This is a genomic window from Actinomadura terrae, assembly GCF_022751215.1.
GTDB classification, from domain to species: Bacteria; Actinomycetota; Actinomycetes; order Streptosporangiales; family Streptosporangiaceae; genus Spirillospora; species Spirillospora terrae.
In genome coordinates this window covers 331,600-345,160 of the sequence record NZ_JAICDG010000002.1, presented here as the reverse complement: position 1 = coordinate 345,160, position 13,561 = coordinate 331,600, and the positions used below count along the sequence as shown (strand labels likewise).

Annotated in this window: 11 protein-coding genes; 9 read left to right on the top strand and 2 right to left on the bottom strand. The window is 72.4% G+C overall.

Annotated elements, in window-relative coordinates; genetic code table 11:
* The first annotated feature begins 157 nt into the window (after positions 1-157).
* The 4 genes from K2F47_RS41685 to K2F47_RS11700 all read left to right on the top strand — a co-directional run bounded on the left by K2F47_RS41685 (position 158) and on the right by K2F47_RS11700 (position 4,695).
* Positions 158-265 carry a putative leader peptide gene (locus K2F47_RS41685; protein WP_372490843.1) on the top strand — a complete coding sequence of 36 codons (108 nt, stop codon included), beginning with the start codon at positions 158-160 and terminating at the stop codon, positions 263-265.
* A gap of 357 nt (positions 266-622) precedes the next feature.
* On the top strand, positions 623-2,464 hold the full coding sequence (locus K2F47_RS11710; protein ID WP_242902897.1) for a 2-oxoacid:acceptor oxidoreductase subunit alpha: 1,842 nt from the start codon (positions 623-625) through the stop codon (positions 2,462-2,464).
* Entirely contained in the window at positions 2,457-3,536 is a 1,080-nt protein-coding gene (locus K2F47_RS11705; RefSeq protein ID WP_242902896.1) for a 2-oxoacid:ferredoxin oxidoreductase subunit beta, read from the top strand. Before K2F47_RS11710 ends, K2F47_RS11705 begins: the two co-directional genes overlap by 8 nt.
* A 406-nt stretch (positions 3,537-3,942) precedes the next feature.
* Positions 3,943-4,695, top strand: a complete 753-nt coding sequence (locus K2F47_RS11700) for a SecDF P1 head subdomain-containing protein (RefSeq protein WP_242906021.1) — start codon at positions 3,943-3,945, stop codon at positions 4,693-4,695.
* Between the two features lie 8 nt (positions 4,696-4,703).
* Here the strand turns inward: K2F47_RS11700 and K2F47_RS11695 are convergent, their stop codons facing one another.
* On the bottom strand, positions 4,704-5,531 hold the full coding sequence (locus tag K2F47_RS11695; RefSeq protein WP_242902895.1) for a YceI family protein: 828 nt from the start codon (positions 5,529-5,531) through the stop codon (positions 4,704-4,706).
* A gap of 35 nt (positions 5,532-5,566) precedes the next feature.
* Entirely contained in the window at positions 5,567-8,107 is a 2,541-nt protein-coding gene (locus tag K2F47_RS41330; protein ID WP_308198403.1) for an MFS transporter, read from the bottom strand.
* A gap of 123 nt (positions 8,108-8,230) precedes the next feature.
* Here K2F47_RS41330 and K2F47_RS11680 point away from each other — a divergent pair, with 123 nt between their 5' ends.
* The 5 genes from K2F47_RS11680 to K2F47_RS11660 all read left to right on the top strand — a co-directional run bounded on the left by K2F47_RS11680 (position 8,231) and on the right by K2F47_RS11660 (position 13,270).
* Positions 8,231-8,881 carry a TetR/AcrR family transcriptional regulator gene (locus K2F47_RS11680; protein ID WP_242902894.1) on the top strand — a complete coding sequence of 217 codons (651 nt, stop codon included), beginning with the start codon at positions 8,231-8,233 and terminating at the stop codon, positions 8,879-8,881.
* A 111-nt stretch (positions 8,882-8,992) separates the two neighbouring features.
* Positions 8,993-11,479, top strand: coding sequence for an alpha/beta fold hydrolase (locus tag K2F47_RS11675; protein ID WP_242902893.1), 2,487 nt, complete (start codon positions 8,993-8,995; stop codon positions 11,477-11,479).
* Complete coding sequence (locus K2F47_RS11670) at positions 11,476-12,363, top strand: ABC transporter permease (RefSeq protein ID WP_242902892.1); 888 nt, start codon at positions 11,476-11,478, stop codon at positions 12,361-12,363. Before K2F47_RS11675 ends, K2F47_RS11670 begins: the two co-directional genes overlap by 4 nt.
* Before the next feature lie 2 nt (positions 12,364-12,365).
* A complete protein-coding gene (locus K2F47_RS11665; RefSeq protein WP_242902891.1) occupies positions 12,366-12,650 on the top strand; it encodes a hypothetical protein in 285 nt (94 codons plus the stop codon).
* Positions 12,651-12,766: 116 nt separating this feature from the next.
* On the top strand, positions 12,767-13,270 hold the full coding sequence (locus K2F47_RS11660; protein ID WP_242902890.1) for a GNAT family N-acetyltransferase: 504 nt from the start codon (positions 12,767-12,769) through the stop codon (positions 13,268-13,270).
* Positions 13,271-13,561: the final 291 nt, after the last annotated feature.

Sequence of the window (13,561 nt, the reverse complement as noted above, 5' to 3'; positions counted from 1 at the left end):
CCCGGAGCAGCCTTAGCCCACCCCTGCCCAATCCCTTGTCTAACCCTGCCTCATCTGCCGAACCGGCCTAGGGAGGACCCTTGTTGCGGGGCCGGCCCGGGGCCTCGGCCTGGGGCCGGTTCGGAGCGGCTTTGCTCGTGCTGTCTACACTTCAGGCGTGAAATCCGTGCCCGGGAGCCCCGGCTCCTCGACGATCCCCGCGCGGCTCGTGCGTCGGCTCCACGTCGACCTGTGCCGCCTGGCGAGCTGTCTGTGTTCGCGATGAAGCGGGGGACCCGCCCTGGCCGCACGACGGGATAGGGCCTGCCCGAATCCAGGGGAGTCAGGTGAACTCCGGTCGGGAGTGGTACGTCTTGTGTTACGGGGCGACGACCTCCCTGGAAGCGGGACGTCACATGACGGGCGGAGCAAGGGTTTCCGGTCGGATCTCTTCCCCTGACCGGCGGCCATCGACGGGCCGGCAGCGGGCACGAATGCGGCCCGCGCGCTTCTTCCGGCGTGCCCCCCGTCCCCCACGAAGAGCATGTCATCCCGGACATACCATGAAGGTAAGCCTAAGTAGCACCCCGCTCCCGGGAGCCTCCCCCGGGGCGGGTGCTGCGCGTCGAGGAGGTCTTCCTCTGTGACCAAACAGGTCCAGCGACTCGACCGCGTCATCATCCGCTTCGCCGGGGACTCCGGCGACGGCATGCAGCTGACCGGCGACCGCTTCACCCAGGAGACGGCGGCGTTCGGCAACGACTTGTCGACGTTGCCGAACTTCCCGGCCGAGATCCGTGCCCCAGCCGGGACCCTCCCCGGCGTGTCCAGTTTCCAGTTGCACTTCGCCGACCACGACATCCTCACGCCGGGCGACGCGCCCAACGTGCTGGTCGCGATGAACCCGGCCGCCCTCAAGGCCAACCTCGGGGACCTCCCCCGCGGGGCGGACCTGATCGTCAACACCGACGAGTTCACCAAGCGCAACCTGGCGAAGGTCGGCTACGCGAGCAACCCCGTCGAGGACGACGCGCTCGCCGAGTACCGCGTGCACGCGCTGCCGCTGACCTCGATGACCGTGACGGCGCTGGCCGGTTTCGAGATCTCCAAGAAGGACGCCGAGCGCGCGAAGAACATGTTCGCGCTCGGGCTTTTGTCGTGGCTGTACCACCGTCCCACCGAGGGGACGGTGTCCTTCCTTGAGAAGAAGTTCGCCCGCAAGCCCGCGATCATGAAGGCGAACATCGCGGCGTTCCAGGCGGGTTGGAGCTACGGCGAGACCACCGAGGCGTTCTCGGTGCAGTACGAGATCAAGCCCGCCGAGCACGAGCCCGGCCTGTACCGCAACATCACCGGGAACGTGGCGCTCGCCTACGGGCTGGTCGCGGCGGGCGAGCAGAGCGGACTGCCGATCTACCTGGGTTCCTACCCGATCACTCCGGCGTCCGACATCCTGCACGAGTTGTCCAAGCACAAGCGGTTCGGGGTCAGGACGTTCCAGGCCGAGGACGAGATCGCCGCCGTCGGCGCCGCGCTCGGCGCCTCGTTCGGCGGGTCGCTCGGCGTCACCACGACGTCCGGCCCGGGCATCGCGTTGAAGAGCGAGACGATCGGCCTCGCCGTCGCGACCGAGCTTCCGCTGCTGGTCATCGACGTCCAGCGGGCCGGGCCCTCCACGGGGATGCCGACCAAGACCGAGCAGGCCGACCTGTTGCAGGCGATGCACGGCCGCAACGGCGAGGCGCCGGTCCCGGTGATCGCGCCGCAGTCGCCCTCGGACTGCTTCGACGCCGCGCTGGAGGCCGCGCGGATCGCGGTGAAGTACCGCACCCCGGTCATCCTGCTCTCGGACGGCTACCTCGCCAACGGGTCCGAGCCGTGGAAGCTGCCGGACGTGGCGTCGCTGCCGAAGATCGAGCCGAGCTTCGCCGCCCCCGGGCAGGAGGACTTCCAGCCGTTCGCGCGCGACCCCGAGACCCTCGCCCGGCCCTGGGCGATTCCGGGCACGGCCGGTCTCGAACACCGGATCGGCGGGCTGGAGAAGGCCGACGGGTCCGGCAACATCTCCTACGACCCGGCCAACCACGACCGCATGACCCGGCTCCGGCAGGCCAAGGTGGAGGGGATCGCGAACGACATCGCGCCGCTCGCCGTGGACGACCCGTCCGGGGTCGCGCGGGTGCTGGTGCTCGGCTGGGGCGGGACGTTCGGGGCCATCTCCGCGGGCGTCCGCCGCGTCCGGGCGAACGGCGGCCACGTCGCACAGGCGCACCTGCGCCACCTCAACCCCTTCCCCGCCAACCTCGCCGAGGTCCTGCGGTCCTATGACCGGGTCGTGGTACCGGAGATCAACCTCGGCCAGCTCGCGCTGCTGCTGCGCGGCCGGTTCCTCGTCGACGTGATCGGCTACAACCAGGTCCGCGGGCTGCCGTTCAAGGCGGAGGAGCTCCAGGGCGTCATCCAGGATGTGATCGACAGTGAGTGACAACGGAGTGAACGGCGCGAGCGCCTCGGCCGGCCGGTCGCTGCTCTCCCTCGTCCCGAAGGCGGACGAGACGCAGACGATGAAGGACTTCAAGACCGACCAGGAGGTGCGCTGGTGCCCCGGATGCGGTGACTACGCGATCCTGGCCGCCGTCCAGTCCTTCCTGCCCGAGCTGGGGCTGCGCCGGGAGAACATCACGTTCGTGTCCGGCATCGGCTGCTCGTCGCGGTTCCCGTACTACATGAACACCTACGGGTTCCACTCGATCCACGGCCGCGCGCCCGCGATCGCGACCGGGCTCGCGACCTCGCGTCCCGACCTGTCGGTGTGGGTCGTCACCGGCGACGGCGACGCGCTGTCGATCGGCGGCAACCACCTGATCCACGCGCTGCGCCGCAACGTCAACCTGAAGATCCTGCTGTTCAACAACCGGATCTACGGGCTGACCAAGGGCCAGTACTCGCCCACGTCGGAAATCGGCAAGATCACCAAGTCGACGCCGATGGGGTCGCTGGACGCGCCGTTCAACCCGCTGTCGCTGGCGATCGGCGCCGAGGGCACGTTCGTCGCCCGCACGATCGACTCCGACCGCAAGCACCTCCAGTCGGTGCTGCGGGCGGCGGCGCAGCACCGGGGCACGGCGCTGGTCGAGATCTACCAGAACTGCAACATCTTCAACGACAACGCGTTCGAGCCGCTGAAGGACGCGGCGGTCCGCGACGACATCACGGTCCGGCTGGAGCACGGGGAGCCGATCATCTTCGGCGCGGAACGGACCAAGGCGCTGCGGCGCTCGCCGTCCGGTTCGTTCGAGGTCGTGAACATCGCGGACGTCGACCCGTCCGAGATCGCCGTGCACGACGCCCACAACCCGGACCCCTCGCAGGCGTTCGCGCTGTCGCGGCTGGACTCCCCGGCGTTCGAGCACACCCCGATCGGCGTGTTCCGCGACGTGGACCGGCCGTCCTACGACGAGCTGATGCGCGAGCAGCTGGACGAGGCCGTCGAGTCCCAGGGCCAGGGCGACCTGGCGGCGCTGCTCGGCAGCGGCGACACCTGGCGCATCGACTAGCGGGCGCGTGCCGCGGAACCTTCGAGGCCCGTCCCCCGGTTCTCCCTGGGGACGGGCCTCGGCCGCGTCGCACGGCATCGAAGTCGCACGGCATTGAAACGGTGCGGACGGGGCACGGTTGTCCCGTGGCGGCCTCGTCCCGGCGCGGCGCGCCTTTCGGCAGTGGCGCGGCGCGCCTTTCGGCCGATCACACGGTGCGGGGCGCGGCCCCGTCCTGACAGACTGTCGAGACCATCCAGCCCTGGAGGTGACGATGCGGGTCGTTCCGCGCCGCAGCAAGGGTCGTCCGGGCAACGCGGCTCCCGCGCCGCCGCCGCGCGACCAGGCGCCCGCCCCCACCGTGCCCCAGCCTCCCCCGCCTCCGCCGTCGGCTCCGGCCCCGCCTCAGCCTTCTCCGATTCCGGCGGTGCCGCCGAGGTCGGCGCCGCCGCCCGTCCCGCCCGGCCCGCCCGCCACCGGCCGCGCCTCCGACGGGCGGACCGCGCCGCTCCCCGCCGCCCCGCCCACCGCTCCCACCCTTCCCGCCGCCTCCAATCCCGAGCAGCGCCGCCGCGAGCGCACGGCGGCCCGGCGCCGCGAGGCGGCGGAGGCCAAGCGCAGCCGCGCCGCGCAGCGGGCCCGGCGGCCCACGCAGGCCGACCGGGCGGCGGCGCAGCACCGGTCGGCGCTGCTCGTCATGGTGCTGACGCTGGGGCTGCTGATCGCGGCCGTGGTGGTGACCGGCGGGATGGTCGCGGCGTCGCTGCGGACCCGTCCGGTGACGCTGGCCGCGCCGCTGCACATCTACCCGGTGAAGATGACGACGCCCGGGCAGTGCCCCGCCGGGACGCCCGGCATCACCGGGCAGGTCGGCGCCGGGCCGACCTGCTACTGGCTCAACCGGGGCATCGCGATCCACAAGGTGGCCGACCTGCGCGTCCAGCGGGCGCAGGGCACACCCGGCTACGACGTGGCGGTCACGCTGCGGCCGGTGGACCGGCGCGCGTTCGCCACCCTGACCCGCATGACCGTGGGACGCGACCTCGCGTTCGTCGTCCGCGACCGGCTGGTCACGCTGCCGCGCGTCGACACGCCGGTGCTGGACGGGAAGCTCGCCGTCACCGGGTCGCCGGACCGCGCGGCCGCCGAGCGCCTCATCCGCGAGCTGAAGGGCCACTAGCCCCCCGGTCAGGCCTGGGGCAGCTCCGTGCCCTGGACGGCCTGGATCTCCAGCTCGACCTTGAGGCTCTCGCCGACCATCGCGATCCCCGCCTCCATGACCTGGTTGAAGCGGATGCCGAAGTCGGCGCGGCGCAGCTCCGCCGTCGCGCGGAACGCCGCCCGGACGCCGCCCCACGGGTCGCCGCCGCTGCCGAGGTACGTCATGTCGAGGTCGACGGGACGGGTGACGCCGTTGAGCGTGAGGGTGCCCTGCACCGTCCAGCGGTCGGGGCCGACGGCGGTCAGGCCGTCGCCCGCGTACTCGATGACGGGGTGGACGTCGGCGCTCAGGAAGTCGGCCGAGCGCAGGTGGTCGTCGCGGAGCTTGTTGCCGGTGTCGATGGAGGCGGCCTCGATCCGGGCGGTGACCCGCGAGCGCTCCACCGGCTCGGCGACCTCGATCCGGCCCTCGAACGCCCCGAACCGGCCGCGGACGCTCGACAACCCGATGTGCCGGGCGACGGCGCCGACGATGGAGTGCGCCGGGTCGATCGTCCAGGTGCCGGGCGGGGGCAGCGCGGCGCCGCCCGCGCGGGCCAGCACCAGCGTGCCGAGGTCGGCCGAGCCGGAGCCGTGCACGATCAGTGTGGCCGCCTCCGGCCGGTAGCCGGGCGCCGTCACGATCGCCGTGTAGGTCCCGGCGGGCAGCCGCCCGGCGGCGAGCAGGCCGTCCTCGCCGGTGCGCTCGCGCGCGACCTGGCGGCCCGCCAGGTCGGTGATCGTGACGATGGCGTGCGGCACGGCCCAGCCGTCCCGCGTCCGCACCGCCGCGCGCAGACCCTGACTCTCATCCATGCTCGACCCGCGCTCTCGTTTCGCCTGGGGGGTTTTCACTCGTCCGGGTAGCCGAGTGTGAGGTCGTGGCCGTCCGCGCCGCCGCCCGACAGCGCCAGGCCGGTCGCGACCGGAGGATAGCCGGAGGCGATCACGGTGTACTGGCCGCCGGCGAGGTCGGTGAAGGCGTACTCGCCGTCCGGGCCGGTGATCACCATCGCGAGGACGTTGCCCGCCGCGTCCACGAGCGTGACCCTGGCCTCGCCGATCGGCTCGCCGGTCGCCGTGCGGACCGTTCCGCGCACCCGCGCGCCGGGCGGCATGTCGACGTCCACGCGGTTCTGGCCGCCTCCGGTCACCTCCACCGGCACCGCGACCGGACGGTGCGCGGCGGCGCTGACCGCGAGCGTGTAGGGGCCGGACATCACGTCCCGGAACGTGTAGTGGCCGGACGCGTCGGTGCGCCCGGTGCCGACGACCTCGCCGCGCACGTCGGTGATCACGACCATCGCGTTGGTGATCGGGGCGCCGCCCGCGCCGCGCACCGTCCCGCCGAGGCCGCCGTTCCCGGCCAGCACGAGGTCGAAGTCCACCGGACGGTCGCCGACGACGACCGTCGCGGCCTGCGGCTCGTGCTCGCCGGTCGCGGCGATCAGCACGTAGGTGCCGGGGCCGGGGGTGGGGAGCGCGTACCGGCCGTCCGGACGGGTGATGGCGCGGGCGAGCTGGTGCCCGTCCACCCCGATCAGGGTCAGCGCGGCGGACGCGACGGGCTCGCCCTCGCCCGACCGCACCACACCCTGGACCGGGACGCCGCCGCCCATCGCCTCTCCCGTTTCGGACCGCTCCATACCGCCACCGGCCGGCGGGCCGGGCGGGGACATGCCGTTGGGCGAGATCCCGTTGGACGGCATCTCGTTCATCGCGGCGGGCCTCTCGCCGGACGGGCCGCCCGCGGCCACCGCGACCAGTTCCTGCTCGCGCCCGGTGACGACCGGGAGGTCGGTCAGCGTCTGGACGGGTGCCGGCTCGGGTGCGGGGGCGGCGGCGCCGCGTCCACCGGAGCCGCGCAGGGGCAGTTCCTTCAGCGCGAGCGTCGCGAGGAAGCCGAGCACCGCGACGGGGACGCCGACCAGGAACACGCTCTCCAGCGCGTTGGTGAACGCGGTGAGCACGATGTGCTTGAACGGCTCGGGGAGCGCCGCGATCTGGTCGGGCGAGCCCAGCTCGCCGCCGCCCGCCGGGGGCGCCACGTGCGCGGCGCTGAGGCCGTCGGCCAGCTCGGCCGCCAGCCGGTTGGACAGGATCGCGCCGAACGCGGCCACGCCCATCGCGCCGCCGAGGTTGCGGAAGAACGAGATCCCGGACGTGGTCGACGCGAGGTCCTTCGGAGCGGACGCATTCTGCGCGGCGAGGATGAGGATCTGGAGCGTCAGCCCGAGCCCGACGCCGAGGACGGCGACGTCCGCGCCGATCAGCAGCTTGGACGAGCCGACGTGCAGCCGCGACAGCAGGAACATCCCCGCGCCGACGAAGACGAGCCCGACCACCGGGAAGATCTTGTAGCGGCCGGTCCGGGTGACTAGCTGGCCCGACCCGGTGGAGGTGACGAGCATGCCGAGCACCAGCGGGAGCGTCATCAGGCCGGACGCGGTCGGGCTCATCCCCTTGACGACCTGGAGGTACTGCGGCATGTAGATCATGCCGCCGAACATGGCGACGCCGATGCAGACCGACGTGAGACTGGCGAGCACGAACGTCCGGTTGCGGAACAGCCGGGGCGGCAGGATCGGGTCGCGGGCGCCGCGCTCGGCGAACACCGCGAGGACGAGGAGCACGCCGGTCGCGCCGAGCAGGACGTACGTCCATTGCGAGTTCCAGGCGAACTGCTGGCCGCCCATGGACAGCAGCAGCATCACGGCGGTGGCCGCGCCGGTGATCGTGACCGCGCCGAAGATGTCGAGCCTCGTGTCCCGGCGGACCTTCGGCAGCTTCAGCACCCGCTGGATCACCAGGAACGCGATCACCGCGAGCGGGACGCAGACGTAGAAGCACCAGCGCCAGCCGAGGGCGCCCGCGTCCACGATGAACCCGCCGAGCAGCGGCCCGGCGACGGTCGCGACGCCGAACGTCGCGCCCATGTATCCGGCGTAGCGGCCGCGCTGGCGGGGCTCGACCACGTCGCCGAGGATGACCTGGGCCAGTGCGGACAGCCCGCCGACGCCGAGGCCCTGGCACGCGCGCGCCGCGATGAGCTGGCCGATGTTCTGCGACAGCCCGCCGGCGACGGACGCGAGGACGAACAGCAGCAGCGCGGTCTGGAACATCAGCTTGCGGCCGAAGATGTCCGACAGCTTGCCCCACAGCGGGGTCGAGGCGGTCATCGTGAGCAGGGACGCGCTGGCGACCCAGGAGAGCTGGTCCTGGCCGCCGAGCTCGCCGACGATCGTCGGCAGCGCGGTACTGATCACCGATGTGGAGATCATCGCGGTCAGCATCGCCATCATGAGCCCGGAGAGGATCTCCAGGATCTGGCGGTGCGTGTAGTGCGGCCGCGCCTGCTCGGTGGGTCGCGCTCCCGGCCCCTGGGCCCCCATGCCCCGGGCCGCCATGCTCGGTTGAGCCACCCTGTCCCCATTTCAACCGATTATCTGTGCTTTGCATGTATATTATGTAGACGCTTGTTTACTTGCAACTCGGGGATACTGGACCGTGTCCGGATGCCGGGTGATCGGGGATGGAACGCGATGGTGATGCGGGCTGCGGAGGCAGCGCGACCTGCGGAAACTGGAGAGGGCGCGGCCGAGCCTGCCCGGCCGAAACGCGACCGGGAGGCGACCCGGCGGCGCATCCTCGCCGCCGCGCGCGACCTGTTCGACGAGCACGGCTACGCCGACGTCACCGTCCGCATGATCGCGAGCGCGGCCGAGGCCAACACGGCGCTGGTCAACCGGTACTTCGGCTCGAAGGCGGCGCTGTTCGGCGAGGTCCTGTCGGGCGAGTCGGCGCTGCGCGCGGTCATCGCCGGTGATCCGGACGGGCTGGCCCGGCGGCTCGCCGAGCACTACGTCCGGCACCTCGACCGGCAGACCCCGACCGTGGTCACCCGCATGATCGACCGGTCCGGGGGCGACCCCGAGGTCAAGCAGATCATGCTGCGCTACCTGGAGGACGTCATCGTCCAGCCGATCGCAGCGCAGCTCGACGGGCCCGACGCGCGGGCCCGCGCGCTGCTCGCGTCCGCGCTCATCATGGGCGGCGGGCCGATCCGGCGGCTGCTCAACGTGCACGCGCTGGAGGACGCCGACCCCGCCGACCTGGCCGACCGGCTGACGGCGATGTTCACCGCCGCGCTCGCTCCCGCCGGTTAACGGCGTACAGCGCTGGTTGTAAGGGGCGGGCGGCGCGTACGGCAGCGGGCGCAGCGTAGATCGACTTGACGGCGGAGCGGTCGCGTCGAAGCCGCGCATAGGCTGCTCTGCATGAGGGTGGGGGGCGCGCTCCGGGCGCGATGGGGCAGGACGGGCCGCGCCGCCCGCTGGAGCGCCGCCGTCGCGGCGATCGCGCTGGTGGGCGGTACCGCCGCCGTGGGCGCCACGGCGGGCGAGGCACCGCGCGTCCGGACGTCCGAGCAGAACATCGCCGTTATGGACGGCCCGAAAGGCGACCAGCGCGTCACCCTCGACACCACGTTCTACGCGCCCGTGGGCCGGGCGAAGGGCCCGGCGATCATGCTCGGGCACGGCTTCGGCGGCGACAAGCACGGCGTCTCGGAGGAGGCGCGCGCGCTCGCCCGGGACGGCTACGCGGTGCTCGCGTGGTCGGCGCGCGGCTTCGGGCGCTCCACCGGCGAGATCGCGCTGAACTCCCCCGACTACGAGGTCAAGGACACCCGGCAGCTCATCGACTGGCTGGCGAAACGTCCCGAGGTGCAGCTCGACGGCCCCGGCGACCCGCGGCTCGGCATGGCGGGCGAGTCCTACGGCGGCGCGATCGCGCTGATGACCGCCGCCTACGACCGGCGGGTGGACGCCATCGCGCCGCAGATCACCTGGAACGACCTCGCCGACGCGCTGTTCCCCAACGCAACAGGCGGGGGCGCCCAGACGGGCGTCTTCAAGAAGCTGTGGGCGGGCCTGTTCTTCACCGACGGCGCGGGCAGTTCCGCATGCGGGCGCTTCCTGCCGTCCCTGTGCGAGATGTACCAGAAGGTCGCCGAGACGGGCGCTCCCACGGCGGACGCGGTGGCGACGCTGCGCAGGTCGAGCCCGTCGTCGGTCATCGGCCAGATCAAGGTGCCGACGCTGCTGGTCCAGGGGCAGGCCGACTCGCTGTTCCCGCTCGACCAGGCGGACGCCAACGCGCGCGGCATCGCCCGCAACGGCGCGCCGGTGTCGGTCGTCTGGTACCAGGGCGGGCACGACGGCGGCGACTCCGAGACCGACCGCATCCGGGGGCTGCTGCACGATTTCTTCGACGCGCGGCTCCGGAATGGTTCGTTGCCTGAGGACGGCTTCGCGGTGACGCGCGCGGGCGGGCTCGACTCGTCCACGCAGCAGGTCGTCGTGGAGGAGGCGCGGTCCCGCGCGTACCCGGGGCTCGGCGCCGGGCCGCGCTCGCTCCCGCTGGCCGGGCGCGAGCAGACGGTCTTCAACCCGGCGGGCGGGGCGCCCGCGTCGATCTCGGCGCTGCCCGGCCTCGGCGCGCTCGGAAACCTCGGCGACCTGGGCGGGCTCGCGGGCGGACTGGGCGCGGGGCTGCCGATCGACATGCCGGGGCAGGCCGCCCACTTCGACACCGCTCCGCTGGCGAGCCCACTGCGGCTGACCGGCGCCGCCACCGTCCGGATCGCGGTGAGCGGCAAGGGGCCGGTCCCCCTGTTCGCCAAGCTGTACGACGTGTCGCCGGGCGGAATCTCCGTCCCGGCCCGGCGGATCGCCGCGCCGCTGCGCGTCACCCCCGGCGGCGAGGCCACGGTCACGCTCCCGGCGATGGACTACCGCTTCGACCGCGGCCACCGGCTCCGCGTCGTCCTCGCCACCACCGACATGGGGTTCGCGACGCCGCCGCAGCCCGCCTCGTACAAGGTGCGGGTGGTGTCGGGGCTGACGGTCCCGACCGTTCCGGCGCTGAAGACCGAGCCCGCCCCGATCCCGGCGTGGGTCTGGGTGCTGCCGCTCGTCGCGCTGGGTGTGGCCGCCGGGATTCTGGTGCGCGGACGGCGCGGGCGGGCCTCTGAGCCGTCGTTGAGCGACGTCCCGCTGGAGATAAGCGGCCTTACCAAGAAGTACAAGAACGGTCACCTCGCCGTGGCGGATCTGTCATTCCGCGTGGAGAAGGGCCAGGTGCTCGGGCTGCTCGGCCCCAACGGCGCAGGGAAAACGACCACACTCCGCATGCTGATGGGCCTCATCCACCCCGACTCGGGTGAGATCCGCATCTTCGGGCACCGTGTCACGCCCGGAGCGGCCGTCCTGTCGCGGCTGGGGTCCTTCGTGGAGGGGCCCGGGTTCCTCCCCCACCTCTCCGGGCGCGACAACCTCGATCTGTACTGGCGCGCCACCGGGCGTCCCCTGGACGAGGCCCACATGGACGAGGCGCTGCGGATCGCCGACCTCGGATCGGCCCTGGAGCGCGCCGTCCGGACGTACTCGCAGGGCATGCGGCAACGCCTCGCGATCGCGCAGGCGATGCTCGGCCTCCCGGACCTCCTCGTCCTGGACGAGCCGACCAACGGCCTCGACCCGCCGCAGATCCGCGAGATGCGCGAGGTGCTCGTCCGGTACGCGGCCGGAGGGCGAACCGTCATCGTCTCCAGCCACATGCTCGCCGAGGTCGAGCAGACCTGCACGCACGCCGTCGTCATGGCCGGGGGGCGCCGCGTCGCCGCCGGTCCCGTCGCCGAGATCACCGGGTCCGGGCGGCGGCTGGAGGACGCGTTCCTGGAGATCATCGGGGAGGCCCCATGACCACCGGAGAGATCACCGCCACCGAGGGGGGCTCGGGCGCCGCCGCGGCGGGCGGCTCGGGGTACCGCGTCCGGCGGACGCTGCCGCTGCGCGTGGAGGCGATCCGCCAGTTCCGGCGGCGCCGCACGCTGGTCGCGTTCGGCATCCTGCTCGTCCTGCCGTGGGTGCTGGTCGGCGCGTTCAAGATCGGCGGCGATCCGGGGCCGGACGGCGTGCCCAGCCTGGTCGACGTCGCCACCGCGAGCGCGCTCAACTTCGCGCTGTTCGCGCTGTTCGTCTCGACCGGCTTCCTGCTCGTCGTCGCGGTGGCCCTGTTCTGCGGCGACACGGTCGCGAGCGAGGCGGGCTGGTCGTCGCTGCGCTACCTGCTCGCCGCACCCGTCCCGCGCGCCCGGCTGCTGCGGCAGAAGCTCGCGGTCGCGCTGTCCTACGCCGTCGTCGCGGTCGTCAGCCTCCCACTGATGGCGCTGGTCGCGGGCACCGTCGGGTTCGGCTGGGGGCCGGTCGAACTGCCGACGGGCGGCACCGTCCCGGCGGGCACCGCGCTCGGCCGGATGGCGATCATCATCGGCTACTCGCTGGTCGCCCAGCTCGTCGTCGCCGCGCTGGCGTTCCTGCTGTCGGTCACCACCGACTCGCCGCTCGGCGCGGTCGGCGGCGCGGTCGGGCTGGTGATCGTCAGCAACATCCTGGACGCGGTGACCGCGCTCGGCTCCTGGCGCGACTTCCTGCCCACCCACTGGATGTACTCGTGGATGGACGCCCTCCAGCCCCAGATCCAGTGGACCGGCATGGCGAAGGGCTCCGCGATCTCCCTCTCCTACACGGCCGTCCTGTTCGCCCTCGCCTTCCGCCGCTTCCGCAACCGCGACATCGTCTCCTGACCGTGAACCGTCTCCTGACCGTGATCGGCCACGCGCCTTTGACCACGCTCCGCAAGCGAAATTCGGTCGAAAGGGCAGAGTTGGAGCAAAAGCTCGGCGAACCTCACGTACAGCTGGCGCGTCGTACAAGTGCAGGCGACATCGGCTCGATCAACGGGTTAACACCCGGCCCGACGGGGGAGATGATCACCATGGCACGGCAGCAGCTCATCAAGAGCCCCAAGCCCCCACGTCAACCGAGCCCGCCCGACCTGAGGACGCCTTCGGGCCGCCTCCTGCCGTACTGACGAACGCACCGTCCACCGCTAGAGACATACTCCGCCTCCCGCGGAAAGCGCGAAACGCAGGGCCTTCCCACCAAGGGGAGGCTCTGCGCCATTGACGGCCCGTGCACACTGTGATCATGAGCGTGGTGGAGACGGAACGGCTGCTGCTGCGGCCGCTGACGGGCGACGACTTCGACGACTACGCGGCGATGCTCGCCGACCCGGACGTCACGGGCGGGCTGGCCGAATCCGTCGGCACGTCCCCCGCCGACGCCTGGCGCAGCCTCGCCACCTTCATCGGCCACCGGGAGATCCGCGGCTACTCGCACTGGGCGATCGTCGAGAAGTCCACCGGACGCTTCGCCGGACGCGCCGGCCCCTGGCGCCCGCACGGCTTCCCCGGCCTCGGCGTCGGCTGGTGCCTGGCCCGCGACCACTGGGGCAAGGGCTACGCCGCCGAGGCGGGCCGCGCCGCCGTCGCCTACTGCTTCACCGAGCTCGGCGCGGACGAGGTGATCTCGGTGATCCTGCCGTCCAACGTCCGCTCCATCGCCGTCGCGACCCGGATCGGCCACACGCACCTCCGCGACACGACCTACCGCAGCCAGCGCGTCCACATCTACGGCCAATCTCGCCCATAGGCCCCTGACCGGAAATCCACAGCCACCCTGAACACGGTCGCCCCGGCGCCCCCGCTGCGAACTCCGGTAACAAGAACTCCATACAACCGAAGACCGAAAACGGTCGACTTCAAGGCGAGGAAAAGGCTGCCAGGACGTGGCCGCTTCCGTCCGCGCCCATGGTTCGGACCACCCGCGCCCCGTACCCTGCGCGCATGCCCGCGACGCGAACCGCGCCATAGGTACCCGCCCCCATGCCTCGCCCCCGACCTCCTCCGGCAGCCCTACCGCACCTCGTCGGTTTCGCTCCCA

Excerpts from the sequence above, each read along its gene's own strand:
- K2F47_RS11695 (WP_242902895.1), bottom strand. The coding sequence starts at position 5,531 with ATGGATGAGAGTCAGGGTCTGCGCGCGGCGGTGCGGACGCGGGACGGC.
- K2F47_RS41330 (WP_308198403.1), bottom strand. The coding sequence starts at position 8,107 with ATGGGGGCCCAGGGGCCGGGAGCGCGACCCACCGAGCAGGCGCGGCCG.
- K2F47_RS11680 (WP_242902894.1), top strand. The coding sequence starts at position 8,231 with ATGCCGGGTGATCGGGGATGGAACGCGATGGTGATGCGGGCTGCGGAG.
- K2F47_RS11675 (WP_242902893.1), top strand. The coding sequence starts at position 8,993 with ATGAGGGTGGGGGGCGCGCTCCGGGCGCGATGGGGCAGGACGGGCCGC.
- K2F47_RS11670 (WP_242902892.1), top strand. The coding sequence starts at position 11,476 with ATGACCACCGGAGAGATCACCGCCACCGAGGGGGGCTCGGGCGCCGCC.
- K2F47_RS11660 (WP_242902890.1), top strand. The coding sequence starts at position 12,767 with ATGAGCGTGGTGGAGACGGAACGGCTGCTGCTGCGGCCGCTGACGGGC.